This is a genomic window from Azospirillum sp. Marseille-Q6669 (genome assembly GCF_965111635.1).
In genome coordinates this window covers 1,815,662-1,840,518 of sequence record NZ_CBCOOP010000001.1, presented here as the reverse complement: position 1 = coordinate 1,840,518, position 24,857 = coordinate 1,815,662, and the positions used below count along the sequence as shown (strand labels likewise).

Sequence of the window (24,857 nt, the reverse complement as noted above, 5' to 3'; positions counted from 1 at the left end):
CCGCGCTACTCCGCGGCGCCGGTCCGTTCGTTCATCACCAGCCGCCCGGCTGGCCAGGAGCGGACCAGTCCGGCGGCGCGCAGCTCCGGCAGGGCGCGGGCCACCGCGTCGTGCGACAGGCCGGTCGCCTCGACCAGCGCCGGCCCGGATTTCGCACCACCCTCCAGGGCGTGCAGCACCGCCGCGGTCGGTGTTCCGGCCTGGGCGAGCACCACCTCGCTGCGAGCGGGCCGGCTCGCCCGGCCGGCGGCGACCAGCGCGGCGATGGCACGGAGCTGCCCAAGCCGGTGCATCGCCTCGGGGCCGCGGTCCTCGCGCAATGTCAGCGCCGTGTGGCAGCGGGCAACCTCCCGCGCCAGAGCGGCGAGGTCGGCGGCGCGATCCTGCACGAGGCAAAGAGCCGCCTCTTCCGCAAAGGTATCGATATCCGTGTCGGCCTCGTCCCAGCGGCCGGCCGCGATGGCGTCCCGGATATCGTCGGCCAGAGCCCGATACGCCTCCCCGCTCATGGACAGCCCTCCGTGTTCAGCTCCGGCCAATGTTGTGGCTCCCAGCGCGCCGCGACGCAAGCAGGCTCCGGCGCGTCGATGGGAAGCGACAGCCGCCGGATGCGCGAACTCTGCGCCGGGTCGGCGCGCGGCTGGAAGAACAGCGCGACCCCGCAGTCGGTGATGCGCTTGTCATCCTCCCCATTGGCGTCGCAGACACGGTTGAAGCGGTGCGAGAAGGACATGCTGTTCGCCACCACCACCCGGCACGACCCGGCGCGGGAGGACTCGTCGCCGGCCTGGGCCTGCCACCGCTCCTCCGTCAGGCCGGCGTCCATCACCGGGGTGACGATCCAGTCCAGCAGCTTGGCCCGGCACAGCCACGCCGCCGGCTGCTCGCGCCCGAGATCCTCGCAGATCATCACCGCCAGCCGGCCCATGTTGGGCAGCTCGACGATGGTGACGCCGTCCCCCGGCGCGATGAATTCCTTCGCCTCGTCGAGCAGCCGGCCGTCCGGGCCGCGCACGTCGTAGGAGCGGCACTGGTCGGCGTCGAGGTCCCAGCAATGCAGCTTGGTTTGGCAAAAAATCTCGGCTCCCATCCGGTCGAGCAGGACCGCCGTGCTGCGCGGCTTGCCGCCCTCCTCCCCATCCCGCCGGACGCCGACGAGAACGTAGCGAAGCGGGCCGTCCACGGCGTGACGCCGCACCGCCGCCTTGATGGCGTCGAGCGTGGCAGGATCGGCGGTCACCTCGGGAAAGACGACGATGGTCGCGCCTTCGGCGGCCAACGCGTCGATGGCCGACGCCGCACGGGCGCCGAGGTCACCGGGAACCGCGGCGTACCAGTCCGCGCCGTCCTGGGAAAAGGTCCGGATGGCGAGGTCGTCCTCGGCCAGGGCGAGCGGGACGACGCCGACGACGGGTGCCCAATCGGGATCGCTGGGACACTGGTCGGCGACCTCGGCGACGCGATGGAAGGCCAGCGAGACGGGCCGTTCGCCGTCCTCTCCGTGGGGGCACTCCGCCGCGAGGGTCGGCGGCAGCAGAAGCAGGGTGTGGAAGAGGTCGGCCACGTCGAAGGTTTCGCGCAGGGGCGTGACCTCCCGGATGTTCACCGAGCGGTCGAACAGGCCGGGCCGCAGGATGAGCTGGCCGTCGGCGGCGTGGCCGTTGAGGCGCCCGTGCCGCTTGTACCATTGCCGTGCCCGCAGATGACCGTCAGACACTGCGCTTCGCGGCAGGAAGCGCGAAGCCAGCGGCGCGAACCACTGGTCGATGGCCTGGGCCGCCAGCACGCGCCGGTCCAGCGGCGTCCACTCGTCGGACGTGTCGACCCAAGACTTGAGCGGATCGGCGCCGTCGTCAGCCTCCAACAGCGCCATCAGCCGGCGCAGCACACCACCCGCATCATCCGGTGCGAATTCCAGGCGCTGCGCCGCGCGTTCGGTCTCTTGCGGATCTCGATCCAGTTGGTGCCGCAGCGCGACGAACAGATCAGCCAGATGCATGCCTTCAACCACGCGAAGCGACGGGATGGACGAGCGGGCGCGATCGGCATCCCGTCTCCCCTCCGGGGAGAGGGCTGGATCACCTGAAGCACCCGCATGCGTCCTGTTGAACAGCACAACGGCGGCTTGGTTTCGCGGTTGCGTTGTCGGGTGATCGCGCGCCGGACCTCCCCACGCCCCGACGCCGGCGGACAGCAGCCACATGACCAGAAAGGCCAGCGCCCCACCCATTCGTCCGTATTCCGAAAACAGACGAGCCCGGCAACGCATTCCTTTTGACGAGGAGCGAAGTGGGATTAGCCGCCCTCTCGCTTAGCGATGCATTAACCATGATCGCCGGACCATGGCTCCCAGACAGAGCGCCTTGACGGCGCAAACCAGGGGAGCGTGGCTCATGACGGGACGGGTGCTTGGCGGAGTGTTGGCCGCTTGGGTCTTGTGGAGCGGTGCCGCCGCCGCGTCGGCGCTGTGCCCGGTCCCGCCCGGCGCGGATTCAGCCGCCGCCGGACTGACGCACAGCCGGTCCGCCCTGGCCGGCGGGCAGCCGCTGACCGTCGTCGCGATGGGGTCGTCCAGCACGGAGGGCGTCGGGGCCACCGGCGTCGCCGCCACCTATCCCGCCCAGCTCGACGCCATTCTGGAGCAGCGTCACGCCACCTCGGCCATCCAGGTCCTGAACAAGGGCATCGGCGGCGAGACGGCGGGGGCCAACCTCGTCCGCTTCGACAAGGACGTGCTGGCCGCCAAGCCGGACCTCGTGGTCTGGCAGGTCGGGACCAACGACAGCTTCCAGAAGGTGCCGCTCGACGCCTTCGCCGCCACCCTGCGCGACGGCATCGCCCGCATCCGCAAGACCGGCGCGGACGTCATCCTGATGAACCCGCAGTCCTTCCCCGGCGAGGTCAAGGTCGACTCCTACCCCGCCTACGCGGCCACCGTGGTCGCGTTGGGCCGCGAACTCGACGTTCCGGTGCTCGACCGCTACCGCATCATGGCTTGGTGGCTGGAAAGCCGCCACTTCGCCGCCGATCAGGTGCTGAGCAGCGACGGCCTTCACCTGAAAGACCTCAGCTACCGCTGCCTGGCGGAGTTCGTCGCCGACATGATCGACACCCCGCGGGTGGTGAGCGAGAAGACCGCGGCGCGCTGAGCCTGTCTGAGAGTCCCTCTCCCGCCCCGGGAGAGGGTGCCCGCGAAGCGGGCGGGTGAGGGTCGCACGAAGATCGGGGATTTATCCTTGTCGACACCCTCACCCTTCCCACGCCTGCGGCGCGGGCCCCTTCCCTCTCCCGGGGCGGGAGAGGGGATATCCCCACCCGTCAGACGACCAGTTGCGCCCCGAGGAACTGCCGGAGTTCCGGGGTGCGGGGGTTGCCGAAGACCTCCTCGGGCGGGCCGATCTCGTGCACGCGGCCCTGGTGCATGAAGACCACACGGTCGCAGACCTCGCGGGCGAAGCGCATCTCGTGGGTCACCATCATCAGCGTCATGCCGTCGGCGGCCAGCTCCTTCACCACGGCCAGCACCTCGTTCACCAACTCCGGGTCCAGCGCGGAGGTGATCTCGTCGCACAGCAGGGCCATCGGCTGCATCGACAGCGCCCGCGCGATGGCGACGCGCTGCTGCTGCCCGCCGGAGAGCTGGTCGGGGTAGGCGTCGAACTTGTGGCCCAGCCCCACCCGCTCCAGCATGCGGCGGGCCATCGCCTCCGCCTCGCCCGCGGGCGTCTTCTTGACGACCATCTGCGAGAGCATGACGTTGCGCCCCGCCGACAGGTGCGGGAACAGGTTGAACTGCTGGAAGATCATGCCGACCTTCAGCCGCAGCGCCTTCAGGTGGAGGTCGTCATTGATGAGCTGGGCGCCGGCCACCATGATCGAGCCGTCGTCAATCATCTCCAAGCCGTTGACGCAGCGCAGAAGCGTGCTCTTGCCCGAGCCGCTCTTGCCGATGATGGCGACGACCTCGCCGCGCTCGACGTCCAGATTGATCCCCTTCAACACCTCGACGTCGCCGAAGCGCTTCTTCACCTCAGTGATTGCGATGAGCGACATTGAGCTTCCTTTCCAGAATCTGGCTGCTCTTGGACAGGGGCCAGCACAGCGCGAAGTAGATCAGGGCGACCAGCCCGTAGACGGTGAAGGGTTCGAAGGTCGCGTTGGTGACGACCGTGCCGGCCTTGGACAGCTCCACGAAGCCGATGATCGAGGTCAGCGCCGTGCCCTTCACCACCTGCACGGAGAAGCCGACGGTGGGCGGGACGGCGACCCGAACCGCCTGGGGCAGGATCACGTAGCGCATCTGCTGGACGTAGCCCATGCCGAGGCTGGCCGACGCCTCCCACTGGCCGCGGGCGACCGATTCCACGCAGCCGCGCCAGATCTCCACCAGGAAGGCCGCCGTCCACAGGATCAGCGCCAGCCCGGCGGCCAGCCAGGCCGGAACGTCGATGCCGAACAGCCCCAGCCCGAAGAAGGCGAGGAAGAGCTGCATCAGCAGCGGCGTGCCCTGGAACAGCTCGACATAGCCCTGGACGAACATCCGTCCGGCCCGCGCCTTGCCGATCCGCAGGTAGAGCAGCGCCATCCCCAGCAGCCCGCCGCCGATGAAGGAGACGAGCGAGAGGACCACCGTCCAGCGCGCCGCCAGCAGCAGGTTGCGCAGGATGTCCCACAGGGTGAAGGTCATCATCGCGCGGCCCTCCGCGGGAACAGCATCCGCCCGACGCCGCGCAGCGCCTGCCGCAGCGCCAGCGCCAGCAGCAGATAGAGGCCGGTGGTCAGGAAATAGCTCTCGAAGGCGCGGAAGGTCCGCGACTGGATGAAGTTGGCGGCGAAGGTGATGTCCTCCGCCGCGATCTGCGACACCACCGCCGAGCCGAGCATGACGATGACGATCTGCGACGACAGCGCCGGCCAGATCCGTTGCAGCGCCGGGATCAGCACGACGTGGCGGAAGGTCTCGAACCGCGTCATGGCGAGGCTGGCCCCGGCCTCGAACTGGCCGCGCGGGGTGGCCTCGATGCCGGCGCGGATGATCTCGCCGCTGTAGGCGCCGAGGTTGACGACCATCGCCAGCACCGCCGCCTGGAACTCGGTCATCTGCACGCCGAGCGACGGCAGGCCGAAGAAGATGAAGAACAGCTGGATCAGGAAGGGCGTGTTGCGGATCAGCTCCACATAGGCGACGACCGGCGGGCGCAGCCAGCGCGGGCCGAGCGACCGCGTCCAGGCGCAGGAGATGCCCAGCGCCACCCCGAACAGCGTGCCGATCAGGGTCAGTTCGACCGTCGTCAGCAGGCCCTTCAGGATGACGGGCCAGTATTCGGCGATCCACGAATAATCGAAGCGGTAGGTCATGCGGCCCTCCGGTCAGCCCCCCGTACGCCGGGCCGCCGTGGGGGTCGAAGCCACCCGCGGCGTCCCGGCTCCATCGTCGTCAGAGGTCCTTCGGCAGGTCGGCGGACAGCCACTTCTGCGCGATGGCGTTCAGCGAGCCGTCGGCCTTGGCCGCCGCCAGAATGCCGTTCAGCTTCTCCAGCAGGGCCGGCTGCTCCTTGCTCAGACCGATGTAGCAGGGGGAGTTCTTGATGAGGAACTTCAGCTCCGGCCGCTTCGGCGGGTTGCGGGCGAGGATCGCCGCCGCCACGACGTTGCCGGTCGCCACCACCTCGACCTGACCGGACAGGAAGGCGGAGATGGTGCCGTTGTTGTCCTCGTAGCGCTTGATGACCGCGTCGGCCGGGGCGATCTTGGTCAGCTCCAGATCCTCGATGGCGCCGCGGGTCACGCCGACGGTCTTGCCGGCCAGATCCTCCGGCTTCGCGGCGGTGACGCCGGCCGGGGCGAAGACGCCGTTGAAGAAGGGCGCGTAGGCGTCGGTGAAATCGATGACCTTCTCGCGCTCGGCGTTCTTGCCGAGGCTGGAGATGACCAGATCGACCTTGTTGGTCTGCAGGAAGGGGATGCGGTTGGCGCTGGTCACCGGCACCAGTTCCACCTTCACGCCCATCTTGGCACCGATCAGCTTGGCCACGTCGATGTCGTAGCCGAGCGGGGTCATGTCCGGGCCGACCGAGCCGAAGGGCGGGAAGTCCTGCGGGACGGCGACGCGCAGCGTGCCGCGCTTGGTGATGTCCTGAAGGGCGTCGGCCCGCGCCGCGGGGGCCTGGGCGATGGACAGGCCGGCGACGGCGGCGACGGCCAGGGCGAGCAGGGTCCTGCGCTTCATGTCTCTAACTCCTCTTTGGCTGGTTCGGCCGGTTCTGGATGGAATGGTTTGTGTGAAAGGGTCAGGCGGGGGCGCCGGGCGAGAGGATCTCGCGCAGGCCGGCCAGGGGATCGGGGGCGGCGGCGAGGTCGAGGCCGTCCTCGACACGCCGGATGTGTTCGTCCATCAGCCGCGCCGCCCCGGCGTAGTCGCCGTCGGCCAGCAGCGTCACGATGCCGGCGTGGTCGTCGCTGGACGCCGCGGCGTCCTGGTCGGACTGGTAGAGCATCGAGACCAGCGTCGTGCGCGCGGTCAGGTCGCGCAGGATGTCGGTCAGGAAGGCGTTGCCGAAGGCGTGGGCGAGGTGGATGTGGAAGTCGCCGAGCAGGCAGGTGCGCGACCCGACATGGCCGGTGTGCAGCGCCTCGCGCTCCTCCTCGACATGGGCGCGCAGGTGAGCGACGGCGTCCCCTGGAAGCGTGTGCAGATCGCGCAGCATCCCGGTCTCGATCACACGCCGCGCCTGGAAGGCGGCCCGCGCCTCCGTCGCCGAGGGTTCGACGACGAACCAGCCGCGCCGGGCGCTGACATGGACGATGCCGCGCGTCTCCAGCCGCATCATCGCCTCGCGCACGCGGGTGCGGGACACGCCGTAGACCTCGGCCAGCTTCGCCTCGCCCAGCCGGGTGCCGGGCCGCAGCCGGCCGCCCAGGATGGCGGAGATCACGCTGTCTTCGATGCTGTCGGGAAGCTGGGTCATCAGGCTGCCGCACCAATCTTGTATACAAGACTGTTGAGCAAGCGGCGTGCCAACCGGAACGGCGCGGAAACGCTGGGGCTCGTCCCTTGGTGCGATCAAAAATTGAGCATGCAGCTGACCTGATTAAGCCTTGTGCACCTTTCTGCGGCACCGCTTCGTTGCGCTTGCCCTGGATGGCGAGGACGGCGGCGGAAAAGGCGGAACCAACAGCTGCCATCTCCAGTTGGGCTGAGGGACTCTCCCGCTTCGCAAAGAGGACCGTTCCCATGGCTCGCGCAGCCACCCGTTCCCTTGCCATCGTCACCGGTGCGTCCACCGGCATCGGCCTCGAACTCGCCAAGCAGTGCGCCCGGAATGGCTTCGACCTCCTGATCGCCGCCGACGATCCGGCCATCGAGGAGGCCGCGAAGGAACTCCGCTCCCTCGGCGTCACGGTCGAAACGGTGCAGGCGGACCTCGCTACCCTCGACGGCGTCGACAAACTCTGCGCGGCGGTGAAGGGCCGACCGGTCGACGCCCTGCTCGCGAACGCCGGCCACGGGCTGGGCCACGGTTTCCTCGATCAGGACTTCCAGGAGGCCCGGCACGTCATCGACACCAACATCACCGGCACGCTGTATCTGATCCAGAAGGTCGGGCGCGGCATGCGCGACCGCAAACAGGGCCGCATCCTGATCACCGGCTCGATCGCCGGCTTCATGCCCGGCACCTATCAGGCGGTCTACAACGGCACCAAGGCCTTCATCGACTCCTTCTCCTTCGCGTTGCGCCACGAGATCAAGGATTCCGGGGTGACGGTCACCTGCCTGATGCCCGGCGCCACCGACACCGAGTTCTTCGAGCGCGCCGGCATGGAGGACACCAAGATCGGCCAGGGCAAGAAGGACGACCCGGCGATGGTCGCCAAGGTCGGTTTCGACGCGATGATGCGCGGCGACGGCGACGTGGTGGCCGGCTGGAAGAACAAGCTGCAGACCGCCATGGCCGCCGTGACGCCCTCCGGCGTGCTGGCCGAGCAGCACCGCAAGCAGGCCGAGCCCGGTTCCGGCCATCACTGACCGCAGGTTTCCCGCCCACCTTCCCTACCACCCGTTACGGAGGAGCCCCGCATGAAAGCCCTGGTCTGGCACGGCACCGCTGACGTCCGTTACGACACCGTCCCCGACCCCGAGATTGAGCAGCCCCGCGACGCCATCGTCAAGGTCACGTCCTGCGCCATCTGCGGTTCGGATCTGCACCTCTACGACCATTTCATGCCCGGCATGGAGAAGGGCGACATCCTGGGTCACGAGTTCATGGGCGAGGTCGTCGATGTCGGGGCCGAGGCCAAGAGCGCCCTGAAGGTCGGCGACCGCGTGGTCGTTCCCTTCACCATCTGGTGCGGCGAGTGCGACCAGTGCCGCCGCGGCAACTATTCGGTCTGCGAGCGCTCCAACCGCAACAAGGCGATGGCCGACAAGCTTTTCGGCCACACCACGGCCGGGCTGTTCGGCTACACCCACCTGACCGGCGGCTATGCGGGCGGGCAGGCGGAGTATGTGCGTGTCCCCTTCGCCGACCGCACCCACGTAAAGATCCCGGACGGACTGACCGACGAGCAGGTGCTGTTCCTCGGCGACATCTTCCCCACAGGCTGGCAGGCCGCGGCGCAGTGCGACATCCAGCCGACCGACACGGTGGCGATCTGGGGCTGCGGCCCGGTCGGGCAGATGACGATCCGCAGCGCCATCCTGCTGGGCGCCAAGCAGGTCATCGCCATCGACCGCGTGCCCGAGCGCCTGTCCATGGCCAAGGCCGGCGGCGCCATCACCATCAATTTCGAGGAGGAAAGCGTCGTCGAGCGGCTGAACGAGCTGACCGGCGGCAAGGGTCCGGAGAAGTGCATCGACGCCGTTGGCATGGAGGCTCACGCCACCGCCACGCTCGATTCCATGTACGACCGCGCCAAGCAGGCGCTGGCCCTGGAATCCGACCGCGCGCATGTGCTGCGCGAAATGATGTATGTCTGCCGCCCCGCCGGCACGCTGTCGATCCCCGGCGTCTATGGCGGGCTGATCGACAAGGTCCCCTTCGGCATGTCGATGAACAAGGGCCTGACTTGGCGCATGGGCCAGACCCACGTCAACCGCTGGACCGACGACCTGCTGCGCCGCATCCAGGAGGGCCAGATCGACCCGTCCTTCGTCATCACCCACACCGTGGGTCTGGCCGACGGGCCGGGCATGTACCAGACCTTCCGCGACAAGCAGGACGGCTGCATCAAGGTCGTGCTCAAGCCGTAACAGGGAGGCGCAGAATGGCGTATTACCGCAGGAATTCGTCGGCGGACCGGATGGCCCGTGGTTTGGGCTGGTTCAGCATCGGGCTGGGTGTGGCCGAACTGGTGGCTGCCCGGCGCCTCGCCCGCTGGATGGGGATGGAGGAACAGGCCGGGTTGATTCGCGCCTACGGCGCGCGCGAGGTGGCGACCGGCGTCGGCTTGCTGGCGATGGGCGACGCCCGGCCCTGGATGTGGGGGCGGGTCGCCGGGGACGCGCTGGACCTCGCCACGCTGGCGTCGGCGCACCACGACGGCAACCCGCGCCGGGAGAACGTCGCCACGGCGCTGGGCGCGGTCGCGGCGGTGACGGCGCTCGACGTGCTGTGCACGGCGATGCTGCACCGGGAGGAGGCGACGGCCTGGACTCCGCCCCGCGACTACAGCGACCGCAGCGGCCTGCCGCGCCCGCCCGCCGCCATGCGCGGCGCGGCCAAGGACGCCCCGATCCCCGCCGACATGCGGACCCCGGCCATCCTGCGCTTCCAGCCGGCCTGAGCGGCTCGGTCATAGCCCTCTCCCCTCCGCTCACGCGCAAACTTCGTTTGCGCTGACGCGACAGGCGGACCTTCGGTCCGCCGAAAGCGGGGAGAGGGTGGCCCGGAGGGCCGGTGAGGGGGTTGCGCTTTTGCCGGACGTAGCGCCACGCGCAACCCCCTCACCCAAACCCTCTCCCCGGAGGGGAGAGGGGACAACACCCCCTCAGCAACACCCCGCCTTGCCAGAGCCGTAACGGGCCTGCAGACGGTTGTCGAGGAACTCGGTGTAGGTCATCGCCGGCTGGTCGGGATGCCGGGTCCGCATGTGCTCCAGATAGGTGTCGTAATCCGGCACCCCGATCATGAGCTTGGCCGTCTGCTCGAAGTAACCGCGGAACCGGCTGAGGTTGCTTTTCAAGCCGCTCATCCGTCGTCCTTTTCCAATAGACCGTTCCCTCACTCCCGAAGGAGTGAGGGAACGGTGTTCCCCTACTCAATCCCCCGCCCGCGCGGTGGCGCCGCTGGTCGGGATTTCCCGCGTGGTCGGGCGGTCGCTGCGCAGCGCCTTCAGGCAGGACAGGACGCCGAAGACCAGCACCGCCAGCACCACCAGAACGAACAGCGACGCCAGCGCCGCGTCCAGGTAATCGTTGAAGATCACCTGCCGCATCTGCTCCATCGACGTCGCCGGGGCGAGGAGCCGGCCCTCGTTGGCGGCGGTGCTGAACCGCTCGGCGTGGGCGAGGAAGCCGATCGCCGGGTTGCTGTGGAAGACCTTCTGCACACCCGCGGTCAGGGTGCAGATCAGCAGCCACGCCGCCGGCACCATGGTCACCCAGGCGTAGCGTTCGCGCTTCATCCGGAACAGCACCACCGTCGCCAGGATCAGCGCGATCCCCGCCAGCATCTGGTTGGAGATGCCGAACAGCGGCCAGAAGGTGTTGATGCCGCCCAGCGGATCGACCACCCCCTGATAGAGGATGTAGCCCCAGGCGGCGACGCACAGCCCGGTGGCGATCAGGTTGCCGGCCCAGGATGCGGTCCGCTGCAACGGCTTGAAGAAGACGCCGAGCAGATCCTGAAGCATGAACCGCCCGGCGCGGGTGCCGGCGTCGACGGCGGTCAGGATGAACAGCGCCTCGAACAGGATGGCGAAATGGTACCAGAAGGCCATCATGCCCTTGCCGCCGAACAGCTCAGAGAAGATCTGCGCCATGCCGACCGCCAGGGTCGGCGCGCCGCCGGCCCGCGACAGGATGCTCACCTCACCGACGTCCTGCGCCGTCTGGGTGATCATCTCCGGCGTGATGACGAAGCCCCAGTTGTTGATGACTTGGGCCGCCGACTCCGCCGTGGTGCCGAGCAGAGCGGGCGGGCTGTTCATGGCGAAATAGATGCCCGGCTCGATGCAGGAGGCGGCGACCAGCGCCATGATGGCGACGAAGGACTCCGTCAGCATGCCGCCATAGCCGATGAAGCGGGTGTGGACCTCGTTCTCCACCATCTTCGGCGTGGTGCCGGAGGAGATCAGGGCGTGGAAGCCCGACACCGCGCCGCAGGCGATGGTGATGAACAGGAACGGGAACAGGCTGCCCGACCACACCGGGCCGGTGCCGTCGACGAAGCGGGTGACGCTCGGCATCTTCATCGGCGGCGCGACGAGCAGGATGCACAGCGCCAGCATCACGATGGTGCCGACCTTGAGGAAGGTCGACAGATAGTCGCGCGGGGCCAGCAGCAGCCACACCGGCAGCACCGACGCCACGAAGCCGTAGCCGATCAGGATCCAGGTGATCTGTACGCCGGTCAGCGTGAAGACCGGCGCCCACGTCTCGCTCTGCGCGACCTGACCGCCGAGCAGGATGGCGGCGATCAGCAGGAAGAAGCCGATGATGGAGATTTCGCCGATCCGGCCGGGGCGCAGGAAGCGCATGTAGATGCCCATGAACAGGGCGATCGGCACGGTGGCGGCGACCGTGAAGAAGCCCCACGGGCTGTTGGTCAGCGCCTTGACCACGACCAGGGCCAGCACCGCCAGGATGATGACCATGATCATGAAGGTGCCGAACAGGGCGATGACGCCGGGGATGTCCCCCAGCTCGGCCTTGATCAGCTCACCGAGCGACCGCCCGTCGCGGCGCATCGATACGAACAGGATCATGAAGTCCTGGACCGCTCCGGCGACCACCACGCCGGCCAGAATCCACAGCATGCCCGGCAGATAGCCCATCTGGGCCGCCAGCACCGGGCCGACCAGCGGGCCGGCGCCGGCGATGGCCGCGAAATGGTGGCCGAACAGGACGTACTGGTTGGTCGGGACGTAGTCCAACCCGTCGTTGTGGCGCATCGCCGGCGTCGGACGCGCCGGGTCCAGCCGCATGACGCGGGTGGCGATGAATAGGCTGTAGTAGCGGTAGGACACCAGATAGGTGCAGACGGCGGCCACGACCAGCCAGAGGGCGTTGATGGTCTCGCCGCGCGCCAGGGCGACGGTGCCGAGCGCGAAGGCGCCCAGCACGGCGAGGACCAGCCACGGCGCGTGATTGAGGATGCGGGGCATGCGTACTCCTCCCAAACGATTCGCAATCGTTGAAAAGCACGATGAACCTGATGAAAACGATGGAGAATCATCCTCCCATCACGCCCGAACGGGAAGAGCAAACTCGCCGGTCGCGACAAAATGGGTCAAAAATAAGGCGTAGCCTCAATTTGGGCGGGCAGCCCGCCGCCCTTGGACGATCAGGGCGCCATGGACGATTCCGGCGCCCAGGCTGGTGTGGCCGCTGAACATGACGAGGCCGAGTCCCCAGCCCTGCCACGTCACGAGGAGGCCCAAAGCCCCCAGCAGGGAAACCGCCCCGCCGACGCGCAGGGCGGCCGTCGCGGGGGCCGGCAGGGACCGTCCGAGCAGGTCTTGCTGCGGGCGGTCCATGGCGAAGGCCAGCGCGGCGAACCCCGTCAGGCACAGGATGAAAGACGACAGATGGATCATGCTCATCCCTCGCGCAGCACGGCGCCGCCGGCGGGTTTGTTGACGGGTTGGTGGACGGGTTTGCGGGCGGCCCGCGTCTTGGGCTGGTGGCGGAGCGTGCGGACCGCCAGGACGGCGTGGAGCGCCGCCAGCGCCCAGCACATCAGGTCCATGCCGATGAACACCCAGTCGCCTTCGGCCAGGCTGCGCCAGAGGGGCCGCTGCGTGGTCGCGGCGTTGAGCACGGGCAGCAGAGCCAGCAACGCCGCGGCCAGCCACAACTGCTCGACCCAGGCCTTCTTCGCCGGGCGCAACACGCCGTGCAGCAGTGTCAGCGCCCAGACGATGAAGAAGCTGTGGATCTCCCAGTTGGCGCGGTCCGCCAGGGTCTCCGGCAGCAGGCGGTTCGCCCACAGGAAGGCCGCCATGGCGACCGACAGACCGGCGATGCTGGCGATGTTCAGCCGCTCCACGACATGGAAGCCGACATGGGGCCGGGCCGGATCGGGCAGCTTCTGCCGGCGCTTCACCGTCCACATCACCAGACCGGTGCCCACCATGGCGGTGCCGGCAAGGCTGACGAGGAAATAGAGCCAGCGCGTCACCGAGTCGCTGAAACGCCCCAGATGCAGGGCGTAGAGCACGCCGCGGGTCTCCGCCGCCGGCCCCACGCCTTCGTGGACGGCCAGCAGTTCGCCGGTGGTGCCTTCGAACTCCAGATATTGCGGACTCATCGAGACGCGCCCGCCATCGCCGCGCGCCACCGCCACCCGCGCCGCCGCGTCGCCGGGATGCGTGACGGTGACCCGCCCGACGCCGTCGCGGCCCCAGCGTTCCTGGGCCTCCCGCACCATCGCCTCGATCGAGGCGAGCGGCGCCGCCTCGCCGCTGGGCTTGCCCGGCTGGATGAAGGCGCTGAGTTCGGCGTTGAGCTGCTGGCGATCCGCCGCGGTCTTGATCCCCGCCTGCTGGCCCCAGGGCATGTAGAGCGCCATCAGAGTCACCAGCCCGGTGTAGGTGATCATGGCGTGGAACGGCAGCCCGAACACCGACAGCGCGTTGTGCGCGTCGAGCCAGGAGCGCTGCCCCTTGCCCCAGCGGAAGGTGAAGAAATCGACGAAGATCTTCTTGTGCGTGATGACCCCGCTGACGATGGCCACCAGCATGAACATGGCCGCGATTCCCGCGATCCAGCGCCCCCACACCACCGGCATGTAATGGAACTGGAAATGGAAGCGGTAGAAGAAGTCGCCGCCCAGCGTCGCGCGCGACGACACCGTCTGCCCGGTCGCCGGGTCGAAATTGCCCTCGCCAAAGCCGCGCTGGCCGGGAGCCGCCCCGGCGGTGCGCCAGAAGGCGTAGACGCTGTTGTTGCGGGCGTCCGGCAGGCGGAGGCTCCATTGCGGGCTGCCCGGCACCAGGGCGACGAGTTCGTCGGCCACCCGCTGCGCCACCACCGCCTGATCCGGCACCCCGCTCTGCGCCGGCAGTTCGGGGCGCATCCATTGCGACAGCTCGTCCTTGAAGTAGGACACCGTCCCGGTGAGGAACATCGCGTAGAGCACCCAGCCGAGAAGCAGCCCGACCCACGTGTGCAGGTCGGACATGCTCTGGCGGAGGCCGCGGCCGTCGGGGCGCGCTTGCTGGTCCGTCGTCACGCTCGGCTCCCCATCACCAGACCGACCACGCCGCCAGCAACAGCGGCGCGGCCACGACAAGAAGGCCCGCCCAGGCGCGCAGCGCGCTGCGGACCGCGAAGACCCAGATCACGGCGGCGGCGTAGATGACGAAGCTCGCCAACTGGCCGGTGAGCACCGCCTGCGGCGTGCTCATGGGAAGCGCCAGCACCGCCACGCTGGCGAGTGCTGCCAGCGCATAGCCGCCGAACAGGGCGGCGGCTATGCGCGAGACGAGCGGGCCAACAGAACGGACCCGTCCGGCCACGGAGGTCATTTGTTGGGCGTCGCCGCCGGGCCGGCGGGGACCGGCGCCAGACCGTCGGGGTGGACGTAGGTCACCGTGGTGACGTAGCTGACGCCGTCATACTTCTCGGCGCCGTTGGCGCCTTGGCGCTCACCGGGGGTGCGCTCGTTCAGGCTGACCTCGGCCACGTAGGTGCCCTTCCACGGCAGGTCGAAGGTGACCAGACCCTGCTCGTCGCTGTGCTCCTCCTTGGCCCAGCCGGACTGGGTGACCAGCATCACCTTGGTCTTGGCTTTGGGTTGGCCCTGGAAGACCAGCTTGAACTGGCCGGGCTTGCCGGTGGGCACCAGATCCAGCGTCAGCTTCGGCGCCTGCTCGGCGAAGCCGGTGATCAGGCGCGCGGCGGGATGGAACCAGTTGGTGGTCTCCTTGTCGCCCTGCTTCCACGTGTAGAGCGGGTAGAGCGTGTCCTCGGCGACAATGCTCTCGCCGTTGGCGGCCTTGAAGGGTAGCGCGAAGCCGTCCGCGGTCTTGGCGGCCTCGGCCTTCTGCTCGCCCTTGGCGGAGAGAAGGGTGCCGGCCGGCTTGCCGAACTTGTCGAGCAGGCCGGGCGAGATCTCGCGCAGATTCTCGCCGAACTCCCCGAAGCGGATCGTGGCGTTGCCCTGGTCGGGCTGCTCGATCCAAATCTGGTGGGCCTGGGCGGGCATGGCGAAGCCCAGCGCGGCGATGAGGGCGAGGGACAGTTTGTTCATGACGAATTCCAAAAGGGACGTGAGGGATCAGAAGTCGACGGTGGCGGACAGCAGCACGGTGCGCGGCGACCCGACGGTCACGTAGGTGCCGGTGGTCAGCCAGTACTCCTTGTCGAAGAGGTTCTCGACGCTGGCGCGCAGCACGACCGGCTTGCCCGACACGTCGGTGGTGTAGCGGGCACCGATGTCGAAGCGGGTCCAGCCGTCGAAACGCAGCGTGTTGGCGTTGGTCAGGTAGGATCCGGAGGTGTGGATCACCCGCCCGTTGAGGGCGAGGCCCTCGACCCACGGCGTGTCCCAATCCAGGCTGGCGGAGAAGCTCTTGTCCGGCACGCCGGCGGCATCGTTGCCCTCTTCCGAGGCGACGGCGGTCTTCGTCAGCTCCGGCTTCAGGAAGGTCGCGCTGGCCATCGCGCGCAGGCCGGGGAGGATCTCGCCATAGGCGGACAGCTCCAGGCCGCGGTTGCGCTGCTCGCCGTCGTAGGCCAGCTCGTTGGACGCGGTGCGGATCGAGCTGGGGCGGGTGATCTGGAACACCGCGGCGGTGGTCGTGATGGTGCCCCAATCGACCTTGACGCCGCCCTCGAGCTGCTTCGACTTGTAGGGTTCGAGCACCGCGCCGGTGTTGGCGTAGCCGGCGCCGACGATGGTGCCGCGCGACAGGCCCTCGGCATAGTTGCCGTAGACCGCGACGTTCTCAAGCGGCTTGACGACCAGACCGGCGAGCGGCGTCGTGGCGCTGGCGTTGTAGTTGCTGGTCTGCGCGCCGGTCGTCGTGCTGTAGCCCTTCACCTTCACCGTCTGGTCGCGCACGCCGAGCGTCAGCAGGACGCGGTCGTTGACAAAGGACAGCGTGTCGGCGATCGCGATGCTGCTCAGCGTCGTCTCGGCCGACTTGCGCGGATCGGTGCGCGGCGCGGTGATGACGGGCAGCGGCGCCGGGTTGTAGATGTTCGACGGGGCCGAGCCGGCGGCCTGGATGTAGGCGTTGCCCTCTTCCCGCTGGAAGCCGGTGTAGCCGATGTTGACCTGATGGCGGACGGGACCCGTCTCGAAGCGCAGGCGCGCACCGGCCGTGCCGCTGACCGTCTCGCTGTAGGAGTCGTAGTAGGAGTTGCGGACCGTGAAGTTGCCGAGCGCGTTCACGGCGGGGTTGGACTGCGGGAACACCTGATCGTTCGTGCCGTCGCGGTAGCCGATGCCGGCGTAGGCGGTCAGCCAGTCCGTCACGTCGAACTCGATGTTCGAGGCGATGGTCTTGTCCTTCTGGACCAGCGTGGTGTTCGGGTACCAGTTGCTGCGCGCGTCGGGCGGCGACGGGATGGCCGTCGTCGTGGACAGGATGCTGATCTGCGGGCGGAAATTGTCGGTGTCGTCGCGCTGGATGATGCCGTCGAGCGACCAGCGCAGCCGCTCGCCCCGGTAATCCACCGCCAGCGAGCCGAGGCCGGTCTTGACGTCGCCGTCCTCGATCGAGGCTTCGCCGCCGCGCAGCAGGCCGTTGAAGCGCACGCCCCAGGCGTTGTTCTCGCCGAAGCGGCGCCCGGTGTCGACATGCACGCCGAAATTGGCGTCGCTCTGGTAGAGCCCGGTCACGCGGGTCAGCGGCTGGTCGCCGGCGCGCTTGCTGAGGATGTTGATGCCGCCGCCGATGCTGCCGTTGGGGGCGATGCCGTTCATCAGCGCGCCCGGTCCCTTCAGCAGCTCGATCCGCTCGATGATCTGCGAGGGCACGCGGTTGGAGGACACCAGCCCGTACATGCCGTTGAAGCCGACGTCGCCCGACGGAACGGCGAAGCCGCGGATCTGGAACGTGTCGTCGAAGCCGTTGCCGCCGGTGGTCGTGCGCACCGACGAATCGTTGATCAGCGTGTCGGCCGCGGTGCGCGCCTGCTGGTTCTCGATCAGCTCGGAGGTGTAGTTGGTCGTGCTGAACGGGGTGTCCAGCGTGTTCCTGGTGCCCAGCAGGCCCAGCGATCCACCGCGCGCCACCTGACCGCCGGCGTAGGGCGGCGGCGGCTCGCCCGGCAGTGCGCCGGCGCTGGCCGACACCTGGACGGAGGGCAGCACCGTTGCCCCGGCCGGGGCGTTCACAACCGGCGAGGACCCTTGCGCGACGAGGCCGTACCCCGAGGACGTGGCTGCGAGCTGATAACCGCTGCCGTCCAGCAGGCGGTGGAAGCCGTCCTCGACCGTCGTCGTTCCGCGCAGCCCCTGGGAGGTCTTGCCCCGGACCTGCGCCGGGTCCACGGCAATGCTCACCCCGGCCTGGGCGGCGAAGCTGCGCAGCGCGGCGTCCAGCGGCCCCGCCGGCACGTTGGCGTCGACCGTGCGGGCCGCCGCAGTCTGGGCCTGCGCGGCCGGCGCGAAGGGAAGGCCGCCCGCGAGGACGGCGCTGGCAAAACAAACGGCCATGGCGACCGGGCGCAGACCCGGTGCGAAGACGTCATGCGCGGCGCCGCGGCGGCGGACGGTCAAGCGCAGAGCGTCCTTGCCGCAAGATTGAGACATTGAGCCAGTTCCTCTACCAAAGGGTGTATATGTGGCGTAGCGTCAGCGACCGGCACCCTGTCCGTTTCAAATAAGCCGAACATCTGCGCTGATCGCCTGAATGCGAATGATTTTCATTCTAAGCATCAGCCGACGGATTGCGCAAGGGGGCAACGTCACCGTCCTGGTGATCGTTTGCGCCTTTATGTCCGTGAATTCTCTAGGGGAATTTCGCGGGCGACGTCAGCGCCCGCATGCGGGCGCGAGATGCGGGAGAAGGATTGACCGCCGCGCCGACAGGCTCAGGCGCTGCCCCGCACCAGCAGTTCGAATCCCACGTCCTGGGTGCGGTTCTCCACCTCGCCGCCCTGCATCCGCCGCAACAGGAGGTTGGCGGATTCCGTGCCGATCTTGCGGCTGGCGATGGCGATGGTGGTCAGGCCCGGCGTCAGTTGCCCGGCGATGTCGTAATTGCCGAAACCGGTGATCGCCAGATCCTTCGGCACCGAGATTCCCAGGCCGCTGCAGGCCAGCAGGGCGCCGGAGGCCAGCACGTCGCTGACGAACACCACCGCGTCGGTGTCGGGATGCTGTTCCCGCACCAGCTTCAGCAGCTCCACGCCGGTCGCCATCACCATCGGTCCGCTGGCGACCGTGACGACGCGCGGCGTCACGCCCGGAAAATGACGCTCATGGGCGTCCTGGAAGCCCTTCAGACGCTCCTTGGCGCGGTGGTCGCCCGGCTTCATGACGCCCGTGAAGGCCAGCCGGCGGTAGCCGCGCCCCACCAGATGGTCGACCACGCTCATCAGGGCGGCGTGGTTGGAGAAGCCGACCAGCATGTCGACGGGACGGTTCGTCCAGCTCCAGCTTTCGACCACCGGCACCCCGGTGCGCTTCAGCAGGGCGGTGGTTTCCTGGGTGTGGCGGGTGCCGATGATGAAGAAGCCGTCGGGACGCCGCCCGCTGAAGCTGCGGACCAGCGACTCCTCCCGCCCGGCCATGTAGTCGGTGTGGCCGAGGAAGACCTGATAGCCCTCCGGCAGCAGGACGTCGGTCAGGCCCTGGATGGTTTCCGCGAAGATCGAGGCGGAGATGGTCGGGATGATCGCCGCCACCGTCATGCTGCGGTTGGAGGCGAGGTGGCTCGCCGCCAGGTTCTGCACGTAGCGGGTTTCGCGAACCGCCTCCTCGATGCGGGCGAGCGTGTCCGGGCCGACGCTGCGCGGATCGCGGAGCGCGCGCGAGACCGTCTGCGTGGAGACCCCGGCGGCCTGCGCCACATCGGCCATCGTCACCGCGCGGGTCGCGGAGCGCCGCCGTGACTCCGCCTTCCTAAGCGAAAGCTGTCCTTCGTCCGACACCTGGGATGACCTCTTTCCTGCCTCCGCCGGCCCGCCTTCCAGCAGCGACCGGCCGCCTTCTTGTGCATGGCCGCGCCCGCCGTTGCAAGCCGGGTGCAGCCCCGTTTCCACAATCCATAGCCCATTTCATGTTAGCGGTCACGCGAACGCTAACGTTATTGCTCGCCGAAGATGCTTGATTGCCCCAACCAATCATGTTACCGGTCACGTTAGCGGTCACTCGAAACGAACGCGAAGGCGGACGATCCGGGGGACGCTGGGAGGGACACCGCGGCGGCCCGATGGCCGGACGGCGGGCAAGCAACAATGACAAGCAACGAAGCAGGCAAGACATGAGCGTTCTTGCGGACAGCGTCACCTGGGTCACCGGCGGCGGCAGCGGAATCGGGGAGGCCGGCGCGCGGGCGCTGGCGCAGGGCGGCGCCACCGTCGTCCTGTCCGGACGGCGCGAGGACGCGCTCGACCGCGTGGCGGAGTCCATCCGCGCCGCCGGCGGCAGGGCCGAGACCGCGGTCCTCGACGTGGCCGACGAGGCGGCGGTGCGGCGCGTGGCGGCGGCCATCCTCGACCGCCACGGGCGAATCGACACGCTGGTTGCCAGCGCCGGGATGAACCTGCCCAACCGCAGCTTCCGCGACCTCGGGACGGAGGGCTGGCGGCGGCTGGTCGACGTCAACCTCAACGGCACCATGCACGCCATCCAGGCGGTGCTGCCCGCCATGCGGGAGCGCCGGTCCGGCACCGTCATCATCGTGTCCTCCTGGGTCGGGCGGCACGCGCTCGTCCTCGGCGGCCCCGGCTACAACGCGACGAAGCAGGCGCTGGTGACTCTGAGCCACAGCCTGAACATGGAGGAATGGCGCAACGGCCTGCGCTCCTGCGTGGTCATGCCGGGCGAGGTGGCGACCGACCTGCTGGGCCAGCGCCCCTCCCCGCCCCCGGCGGAGGAGATGGCGCGCCTGCTCCAGCCCGACGATCTGGGCCGCACCATCCGCTTCGTGGCCGAGATGCCGCCCCACGCCTGCGTCAACGAAATCCTCATCAGCCCCGTCTGGAACCGCGCCTTCTTCACCGAAGCCCCGGCGATCAACGGCTGACCGAATTCATCCTTCCGCCATGGCCGGCGGACCCACGGCAACAAGACCCGGACATCATGGACAAGAAACGCAACATCCTCAGCGGCTACCGTGTGCTCGACTGCTCCATCGCCATGGCCGGCCCGCTGGCGGCGCAGCGCCTGGGCGACCTCGGCGCCGACGTGGTGAAGGTGGAGCCGGTGACCGGCGAGTGGCAGCGCCACACCGCGGCGGGCGGCATTACCGGCAACAAGGTGAACGTCTCCTTCCTGTCGCTGAACCGGAACAAGCGCTCGCTCGCCGTTGACCTGAAGAACACCGAGGGCAAGGCCCTGCTGATGGAGCTGGTCAAGACCGCCGACGTCTTCCTCCAGAACTACCGGCCGGGCGTCGCCAAGCGGCTGGGCGTGGATTATGAATCGCTCTCCGCGATCAACCCGCGCCTGATCTACCTGTCGATTTCCGGCTATGGCGAGACCGGCCCCTACGTCCAGCGTCCGGGCCAGGACCTGCTGTTGCAGGGCATGTCCGGCGCCATGCTGTCGGCGGGCCGCGAGGGCGAGGCCCCGACCCCTGCCGGCCAGTATCTGGTGGACGCGATCACCGGCTACACCGCCTTCGAAGGCGTGCTGGCCGCCCTGCTCCACCGCGAGCGCACCGGCGAGGGCCAGCTCGTCCAGGTCAACATGCTGGACGCCATCACGACGATCCAGATGCAGGAGCTGTCGGTCTTCACGGTCGGCGGCAAGCCGCAGACCCGCTCCGCCGAGCCGCACGCCCACGTCTACATCCGCGCCCCCTACGGCGCCTTCGCCACCAGCGACGGCTTCATCATCGTGGCCTTCCCGCCGCTGAAGCTGCTGGGCGAGCTGATCGGCGAGCCATCCTTCCTCGACATGGAGGACGAGACCGACAGCTGGTCGCGCCGCGACGAGATCTTCGCCAAGACCCGCGACCGGCTGACCGCGAAGACCTCTGCGGAGTGGTTGGAGCTGTTCAACGCCGCCGGGGTGTGGGCCGGGCCAGTCTACGGCTACGCCGACCTCGTGAACGACCCGCAGATCAAGCACAACGGCACCTTCGTCGAGTACGACCACCCGACCGAAGGCCGCGTCAAGACGCCGGGCTTCCCGATCAAGTTCTCCAAGACCCCGTCGGAGGTCGAGCGTGGCGCGCCCCTGACCGGCGAGCACACCCGCGAAGTACTGGAGGCCGCCGGCTTCACCGCCGAGGCTGTCGACCGCCTGCTGGCCGCCGGCGTCGTCGCCGCCACCGAGCCGGAGGCGGAGGAAGAGGAGGTTCGGGCATGCGCTACCGCGCGCTGACCTGGGACCACCCGCGCGGCTACAACGCCTTGGCCGCCGCGGTGGCCGGGCTGGACGAGGCGCGCGACGGGCTTGCGATCGATTGGGACAAGCAGCCGCTCGAAGGCTTCGAGGCCCATCCGATCGGCGACCTCTGCGCCCGCTACGACCTGATCGTCCTCGATCATCCCCATGTCGGAGAGGCGGTCGCGGAACGCGGCCTGATCCCGCTGGAGGACCTGTTCACCGCCGAGGACCTCGCCGGCTGGCAGCGCGACAGCATCGGGCCGAGCCTCGCCAGCTACCGCTTCGCGGACCGGCACTGGGCGCTGCCGCTCGACGCGGCAACGCAGGTCACGGCCTGCCGCGCCGACCTTCTGGACGGGCCGGTTCCGGCCAACTGGGCGGAGGTGGCGAGCCTGTCCGAACGGGCGCCGGTCGCCCTGTCGCTGGCCGGGCCGCACGCCTGCCTGACCTTCCTGTCCATGGCCACGGCCTTCGGCGATCCCCCCGCCGTGGCCGATCCCGACCGGCTGGTTTCGCCGGAGGTGGGGGCGCAGGTGCTCGACCTCATGGCGACCCTGGCCGGGCGGATGCCGGCGGCGGTGCGCGGGCTCAACCCCATCGGGCTGCTCGGCCACATGGCCCGCACGGATGAGGTCGCGCTCTGTCCGCTGGTCTACGGCTACGTCAACTACGCGGCCCCGACGGCGGCGGAAGACAAGCCGGTCACCTTCGCCGACGCGCCGCGCGCCACGGCGGACGGGCGTCCCGGCTCGACGCTGGGCGGCACCGGCATCGGCGTCTCCGTGCGCTGCGAGGTGACGCCGGCCCTGCTCGACCATTTGCGCTGGCTGCTCGGCGCCGAGGCGCAGCGGAGCTTCATCCCGGCCCACGACGGCCAGCCGAGCCGCCGCGACGCCTGGGCGGACGAGGCGGTGAACGCCCGCTGGGGCGGCTTCTACCGCAACACCGCCGCGACGCTGGAGGCCGCCTATGTCCGCCCGCGCCACGCCGGCTACATCGCCTTCCAGGCCGACGCCGCCGCGATGATCCGCGACGCGCTGGCCGAGAGCACGCCGCACGCCGCCCTGCTCGACCGCCTGCAACACCGCTACGCCGCCAGCCGTCCGGCTGCTGGCGCCGAACGATAAGGCCCATCCCATGGACTCGCTCAACACCCCCGATCCGGCGCTCGGCGCGGTCACCGTCACGGTGGACGGCTTCGTCGCCACCATCACGCTCGACCGCCCGCAGAAGCTGAACGCGGTGACCCCGGAGATGGCCGCGGAGCTGGTCGCCGCCGTGGCGCGCTGCAACGCCGACGACGACATCCGCTGCGTCGTGCTGACCGGCGCCGGGCCGCGCGCCTTCTGCTGCGGTTCCGACATCCGTGAGCTGGACCGCTACGACACCGCCTGGAACTTCCGCAACCGCGAGGACTATTGCGACGCCATCCGGGGCCTGCGCAAGCCGAGCATCGCCGCGGTCAACGGCTACGCCTTCGGCGGCGGGCTGGAGACGGCGATGAGCTGCGACATCCGCATCGCGTCGGAGAACGCGCAGTTCGGCGCGCCGGAGATCAAGCTCGGCTGGATCGGCGGCGGCGGCGTGGCGGCCTTCCTGTCGCACTCCATCGGCACCTCCAACGCCGCGATGATGATCCTGACCGGCGACCCGATTCCGGCGGACAAGGCGCTGGCCTGGGGTCTCGTCAGCGAGGTGGTGCCCGCCGACCGTCTGCTCGCCCGCGCGCAGGAGATCGCCGCCATCGTCGCCAGCCGCGCGCCCATCGCGGCGGAGACGGCGAAGCTGAACCTGAAGGCCGCCCACACCATGCCGGTGGAAAAGGCCATCGAGTACGAGCGCGACCTGCAGACCATCTGCTTCGCCACCGCGGACGCCGCCGAGGGGCGCGCCGCCTTCAAGGAAAAGCGCAGCCCGGTCTTCCGGCGCAAGTAAGACGAGGAGCGGACACCATGAGCAAGCGACCCCTTCCCCTCGACCCCGCCGCCGCCCTGCCGGCGGACGAGGGCGCGCTCCTGGTCGGGCGCGCCTGGCGCCCCGGCGTCGGCCCCTCGGTCATCGCCGTGCGCGGCCGGAACGTCTTCGACATCACCAGCCGCGACGCGCCCACCGTGCGCGATCTGGTGGAATCCGGCGCCGCCGCGGCCATCGCCCGCGACATCCCCGGTGAGTGGATCGGCACCGCCGCCGCCATCCTCGCCAACTCCGACGAGGACCGGCGTGATCCGGAGCGGCCCTGGCTGCTGGCCCCCATCGACCTTCAGGCGGTGAAGGCGTCCGGCGTGACCTTCGTGGTCAGCCTGCTGGAGCGCGTCATCGAGGAGCAGGCGCGCGGCGCCCCGGAGAAGGCGCTGGCCATCCGCGCCGACATCGACGCGCTGATCGGGCGCGACCTGTCCAGCCTGAAGCCCGGCTCGCCGGAGGCCATGGAGGTCAAGAAGGCGCTGATCGCCCGCGGGGTGTGGTCGCAGTATCTGGAGGTCGGCATCGGACCCGACGCCGAGATCTTCACCAAGGGCCAGCCGATGTCGGCGGTCGGCACCGGCGCCCATGTCGGCATCCCGCCCTATTCGGTGTGGAACAACCCGGAGCCGGAAATTGCCGTCCTGGCCTCCAGCCGCGGAGACATCGTCGGCGCCACGCTCGGCAACGACATGAACCTGCGCGACGTCGAGGGGCGCTCCGCCCTGCTGCTCGGCAAGGCCAAGGACAACAACGCCAGCGGCTCCATCGGCCCCTTCATCCGCCTGTTCGACGACCGCTTCACGCTCGACGGCGTGCGCAGCGCCGAGCTGGGGCTGGTGGTCGAGGGCAGCGACGGCTTCCGGCTGGAGGGCGCCAGCTCCATGTCGCAGATCAGCCGCGACCCGGTGGAGCTGGTGGAGGCCACCATCGGCGAGAACCACCAGTATCCGGACGGCTTCGTCCTGCTGCTCGGCACCATGTTCGCGCCGGTCGAGGACCGCGACCGGCCGGGCGAGGGCTTCACCCACAAGCTGGACGACGTGGTGACCATCACCGCCCCGGCGCTGGGCAGCCTGACCAACCGGGTCCGCCATTGCGCCGACTGCGCGCCGTGGGACTTCGGCGCCGCCGCGCTGATGCGGAACCTCGCGGGCCGCGGCCTGCTCGGCTGATCCCGCACCGAGACCAAGAGCTGCGAGAGCAAGAGCAGCGAGAACA

24 protein-coding genes are annotated in these 24,857 nt (G+C 69.2%); 9 read left to right on the top strand and 15 right to left on the bottom strand.

All coding sequences use genetic code 11. From position 1 onward, the window contains the following. Positions 1–5: 5 nt before the first annotated feature. Together ACWPXE_RS08110 and ACWPXE_RS08105 are read right to left on the bottom strand one after the other, a co-directional pair. On the bottom strand, positions 6–509 hold the full coding sequence (locus tag ACWPXE_RS08110; RefSeq protein ID WP_454017398.1) for a hypothetical protein: 504 nt from the start codon (positions 507–509) through the stop codon (positions 6–8). Continuing rightward, positions 506–1,999, bottom strand: coding sequence for a nitrilase-related carbon-nitrogen hydrolase (locus ACWPXE_RS08105; RefSeq protein WP_454017397.1), 1,494 nt, complete (start codon positions 1,997–1,999; stop codon positions 506–508). The genes ACWPXE_RS08110 and ACWPXE_RS08105 overlap by 4 nt, the downstream gene beginning before the upstream one ends. A 394-nt stretch (positions 2,000–2,393) precedes the next feature. On the opposite strand from ACWPXE_RS08105, the gene ACWPXE_RS08100 reads away from it, so the two are divergent. Then, a complete protein-coding gene (locus ACWPXE_RS08100; protein ID WP_454017396.1) occupies positions 2,394–3,149 on the top strand; it encodes an SGNH/GDSL hydrolase family protein in 756 nt (251 codons plus the stop codon). Between the two features lie 169 nt (positions 3,150–3,318). On the opposite strand, the gene ACWPXE_RS08095 is transcribed toward ACWPXE_RS08100, so the two are convergent. From ACWPXE_RS08095 to ACWPXE_RS08075, 5 genes are all read right to left on the bottom strand, one after another. Then, positions 3,319–4,053 carry an amino acid ABC transporter ATP-binding protein gene (locus tag ACWPXE_RS08095; protein WP_040134624.1) on the bottom strand — a complete coding sequence of 245 codons (735 nt, stop codon included), beginning with the start codon at positions 4,051–4,053 and terminating at the stop codon, positions 3,319–3,321. Then, positions 4,031–4,690, bottom strand: coding sequence for an amino acid ABC transporter permease (locus ACWPXE_RS08090; RefSeq protein ID WP_094305082.1), 660 nt, complete (start codon positions 4,688–4,690; stop codon positions 4,031–4,033). The genes ACWPXE_RS08095 and ACWPXE_RS08090 overlap by 23 nt, the downstream gene beginning before the upstream one ends. Then, entirely contained in the window at positions 4,687–5,358 is a 672-nt protein-coding gene (locus tag ACWPXE_RS08085; protein WP_454017395.1) for an amino acid ABC transporter permease, read from the bottom strand. The genes ACWPXE_RS08090 and ACWPXE_RS08085 overlap by 4 nt, the downstream gene beginning before the upstream one ends. Positions 5,359–5,437: 79 nt before the next feature. Continuing rightward, positions 5,438–6,229 carry a transporter substrate-binding domain-containing protein gene (locus tag ACWPXE_RS08080; protein WP_035677591.1) on the bottom strand — a complete coding sequence of 264 codons (792 nt, stop codon included), beginning with the start codon at positions 6,227–6,229 and terminating at the stop codon, positions 5,438–5,440. A 61-nt stretch (positions 6,230–6,290) separates the two neighbouring features. Continuing rightward, a complete protein-coding gene (locus ACWPXE_RS08075) occupies positions 6,291–6,968 on the bottom strand; it encodes a GntR family transcriptional regulator (RefSeq protein ID WP_040134628.1) in 678 nt (225 codons plus the stop codon). A 266-nt stretch (positions 6,969–7,234) separates the two neighbouring features. On the opposite strand from ACWPXE_RS08075, the gene ACWPXE_RS08070 reads away from it, so the two are divergent. The 3 genes from ACWPXE_RS08070 to ACWPXE_RS08060 are packed head-to-tail and all read left to right on the top strand — an operon-like array spanning position 7,235 to position 9,783. After that, positions 7,235–8,026, top strand: coding sequence for an SDR family NAD(P)-dependent oxidoreductase (locus ACWPXE_RS08070; protein ID WP_454017394.1), 792 nt, complete (start codon positions 7,235–7,237; stop codon positions 8,024–8,026). Between the two features lie 51 nt (positions 8,027–8,077). Beyond that, a complete protein-coding gene (locus ACWPXE_RS08065; RefSeq protein WP_454017393.1) occupies positions 8,078–9,250 on the top strand; it encodes a zinc-dependent alcohol dehydrogenase in 1,173 nt (390 codons plus the stop codon). 14 nt (positions 9,251–9,264) lie between these two features. After that, entirely contained in the window at positions 9,265–9,783 is a 519-nt protein-coding gene (locus tag ACWPXE_RS08060; RefSeq protein WP_454017392.1) for a cyclase dehydrase, read from the top strand. A 204-nt stretch (positions 9,784–9,987) separates the two neighbouring features. Here the strand turns inward: ACWPXE_RS08060 and ACWPXE_RS08055 are convergent, their stop codons facing one another. The 8 genes from ACWPXE_RS08055 to ACWPXE_RS08020 form a co-directional block, all read right to left on the bottom strand. After that, the gene (locus tag ACWPXE_RS08055; protein WP_454017391.1) at positions 9,988–10,191 is read right to left on the bottom strand and encodes a YbdD/YjiX family protein; all 204 of its coding nucleotides are present in this window, start codon (positions 10,189–10,191) and stop codon (positions 9,988–9,990) included. A gap of 66 nt (positions 10,192–10,257) precedes the next feature. Next, a complete protein-coding gene (locus ACWPXE_RS08050) occupies positions 10,258–12,324 on the bottom strand; it encodes a carbon starvation CstA family protein (protein WP_454017390.1) in 2,067 nt (688 codons plus the stop codon). A 144-nt stretch (positions 12,325–12,468) separates the two neighbouring features. Further along, positions 12,469–12,756: a DUF3325 domain-containing protein gene (locus ACWPXE_RS08045; protein WP_454017389.1), complete on the bottom strand. Its 288-nt coding sequence runs from the start codon at positions 12,754–12,756 to the stop codon at positions 12,469–12,471. A gap of 2 nt (positions 12,757–12,758) precedes the next feature. After that, on the bottom strand, positions 12,759–14,393 hold the full coding sequence (locus ACWPXE_RS08040) for a PepSY-associated TM helix domain-containing protein (protein WP_454017388.1): 1,635 nt from the start codon (positions 14,391–14,393) through the stop codon (positions 12,759–12,761). Between the two features lie 13 nt (positions 14,394–14,406). After that, positions 14,407–14,688 (bottom strand): DUF3649 domain-containing protein, encoded by a 282-nt coding sequence (locus ACWPXE_RS08035; RefSeq protein ID WP_119508311.1) that lies wholly within the window; start codon positions 14,686–14,688, stop codon positions 14,407–14,409. Then, positions 14,685–15,413, bottom strand: a complete 729-nt coding sequence (locus ACWPXE_RS08030; RefSeq protein ID WP_454017387.1) for a cobalt ABC transporter substrate-binding protein — start codon at positions 15,411–15,413, stop codon at positions 14,685–14,687. The genes ACWPXE_RS08035 and ACWPXE_RS08030 overlap by 4 nt, the downstream gene beginning before the upstream one ends. A gap of 27 nt (positions 15,414–15,440) precedes the next feature. Beyond that, positions 15,441–17,924: a TonB-dependent siderophore receptor gene (locus ACWPXE_RS08025; protein ID WP_454017386.1), complete on the bottom strand. Its 2,484-nt coding sequence runs from the start codon at positions 17,922–17,924 to the stop codon at positions 15,441–15,443. Positions 17,925–18,205: 281 nt separating this feature from the next. After that, entirely contained in the window at positions 18,206–19,195 is a 990-nt protein-coding gene (locus tag ACWPXE_RS08020; RefSeq protein WP_454017912.1) for a LacI family DNA-binding transcriptional regulator, read from the bottom strand. A 404-nt stretch (positions 19,196–19,599) separates the two neighbouring features. Between ACWPXE_RS08020 and ACWPXE_RS08015 the strand changes: the two genes are divergently transcribed. From ACWPXE_RS08015 to ACWPXE_RS07995, 5 genes are read left to right on the top strand one after another with little or no spacing between them, the layout of a single operon-like run. Then, positions 19,600–20,364 carry an SDR family oxidoreductase gene (locus ACWPXE_RS08015; protein WP_454017385.1) on the top strand — a complete coding sequence of 255 codons (765 nt, stop codon included), beginning with the start codon at positions 19,600–19,602 and terminating at the stop codon, positions 20,362–20,364. A gap of 56 nt (positions 20,365–20,420) precedes the next feature. Next, a complete protein-coding gene (locus ACWPXE_RS08010; RefSeq protein WP_145678100.1) occupies positions 20,421–21,668 on the top strand; it encodes a CaiB/BaiF CoA transferase family protein in 1,248 nt (415 codons plus the stop codon). Beyond that, on the top strand, positions 21,650–22,801 hold the full coding sequence (locus tag ACWPXE_RS08005) for an extracellular solute-binding protein (protein WP_454017384.1): 1,152 nt from the start codon (positions 21,650–21,652) through the stop codon (positions 22,799–22,801). The genes ACWPXE_RS08010 and ACWPXE_RS08005 overlap by 19 nt, the downstream gene beginning before the upstream one ends. 10 nt (positions 22,802–22,811) lie before the next feature. Then, positions 22,812–23,609 (top strand): enoyl-CoA hydratase/isomerase family protein, encoded by a 798-nt coding sequence (locus tag ACWPXE_RS08000; RefSeq protein ID WP_051140522.1) that lies wholly within the window; start codon positions 22,812–22,814, stop codon positions 23,607–23,609. 17 nt (positions 23,610–23,626) lie between these two features. After that, complete coding sequence (locus tag ACWPXE_RS07995; RefSeq protein WP_454017383.1) at positions 23,627–24,811, top strand: fumarylacetoacetate hydrolase family protein; 1,185 nt, start codon at positions 23,627–23,629, stop codon at positions 24,809–24,811. Positions 24,812–24,857: the final 46 nt, after the last annotated feature.

What these genes read in the sequence shown, in the direction of transcription:
- ACWPXE_RS08095 (WP_040134624.1), bottom strand. Translation starts at nt 4,053, where the DNA reads ATGTCGCTCATCGCAATCACTGAGGTGAAGAAGCGCTTCGGCGACGTC.
- ACWPXE_RS08030 (WP_454017387.1), bottom strand. Translation starts at nt 15,413, where the DNA reads ATGAACAAACTGTCCCTCGCCCTCATCGCCGCGCTGGGCTTCGCCATG.
- ACWPXE_RS08045 (WP_454017389.1), bottom strand. Translation starts at nt 12,756, where the DNA reads ATGATCCATCTGTCGTCTTTCATCCTGTGCCTGACGGGGTTCGCCGCG.
- ACWPXE_RS08100 (WP_454017396.1), top strand. Translation starts at nt 2,394, where the DNA reads ATGACGGGACGGGTGCTTGGCGGAGTGTTGGCCGCTTGGGTCTTGTGG.
- ACWPXE_RS07995 (WP_454017383.1), top strand. Translation starts at nt 23,627, where the DNA reads ATGAGCAAGCGACCCCTTCCCCTCGACCCCGCCGCCGCCCTGCCGGCG.
- ACWPXE_RS08005 (WP_454017384.1), top strand. Translation starts at nt 21,650, where the DNA reads ATGCGCTACCGCGCGCTGACCTGGGACCACCCGCGCGGCTACAACGCC.
- ACWPXE_RS08105 (WP_454017397.1), bottom strand. Translation starts at nt 1,999, where the DNA reads ATGCATCTGGCTGATCTGTTCGTCGCGCTGCGGCACCAACTGGATCGA.
- ACWPXE_RS08000 (WP_051140522.1), top strand. Translation starts at nt 22,812, where the DNA reads ATGGACTCGCTCAACACCCCCGATCCGGCGCTCGGCGCGGTCACCGTC.
- ACWPXE_RS08025 (WP_454017386.1), bottom strand. Translation starts at nt 17,924, where the DNA reads ATGTCTCAATCTTGCGGCAAGGACGCTCTGCGCTTGACCGTCCGCCGC.
- ACWPXE_RS08090 (WP_094305082.1), bottom strand. Translation starts at nt 4,690, where the DNA reads ATGATGACCTTCACCCTGTGGGACATCCTGCGCAACCTGCTGCTGGCG.
- ACWPXE_RS08075 (WP_040134628.1), bottom strand. Translation starts at nt 6,968, where the DNA reads ATGACCCAGCTTCCCGACAGCATCGAAGACAGCGTGATCTCCGCCATC.
- ACWPXE_RS08085 (WP_454017395.1), bottom strand. Translation starts at nt 5,358, where the DNA reads ATGACCTACCGCTTCGATTATTCGTGGATCGCCGAATACTGGCCCGTC.
- ACWPXE_RS08055 (WP_454017391.1), bottom strand. Translation starts at nt 10,191, where the DNA reads ATGAGCGGCTTGAAAAGCAACCTCAGCCGGTTCCGCGGTTACTTCGAG.
- ACWPXE_RS08035 (WP_119508311.1), bottom strand. Translation starts at nt 14,688, where the DNA reads ATGACCTCCGTGGCCGGACGGGTCCGTTCTGTTGGCCCGCTCGTCTCG.
- ACWPXE_RS08050 (WP_454017390.1), bottom strand. Translation starts at nt 12,324, where the DNA reads ATGCCCCGCATCCTCAATCACGCGCCGTGGCTGGTCCTCGCCGTGCTG.
- ACWPXE_RS08070 (WP_454017394.1), top strand. Translation starts at nt 7,235, where the DNA reads ATGGCTCGCGCAGCCACCCGTTCCCTTGCCATCGTCACCGGTGCGTCC.
- ACWPXE_RS08065 (WP_454017393.1), top strand. Translation starts at nt 8,078, where the DNA reads ATGAAAGCCCTGGTCTGGCACGGCACCGCTGACGTCCGTTACGACACC.
- ACWPXE_RS08015 (WP_454017385.1), top strand. Translation starts at nt 19,600, where the DNA reads ATGAGCGTTCTTGCGGACAGCGTCACCTGGGTCACCGGCGGCGGCAGC.
- ACWPXE_RS08020 (WP_454017912.1), bottom strand. Translation starts at nt 19,195, where the DNA reads ATGGCCGATGTGGCGCAGGCCGCCGGGGTCTCCACGCAGACGGTCTCG.
- ACWPXE_RS08080 (WP_035677591.1), bottom strand. Translation starts at nt 6,229, where the DNA reads ATGAAGCGCAGGACCCTGCTCGCCCTGGCCGTCGCCGCCGTCGCCGGC.
- ACWPXE_RS08060 (WP_454017392.1), top strand. Translation starts at nt 9,265, where the DNA reads ATGGCGTATTACCGCAGGAATTCGTCGGCGGACCGGATGGCCCGTGGT.
- ACWPXE_RS08010 (WP_145678100.1), top strand. Translation starts at nt 20,421, where the DNA reads ATGGACAAGAAACGCAACATCCTCAGCGGCTACCGTGTGCTCGACTGC.
- ACWPXE_RS08110 (WP_454017398.1), bottom strand. Translation starts at nt 509, where the DNA reads ATGAGCGGGGAGGCGTATCGGGCTCTGGCCGACGATATCCGGGACGCC.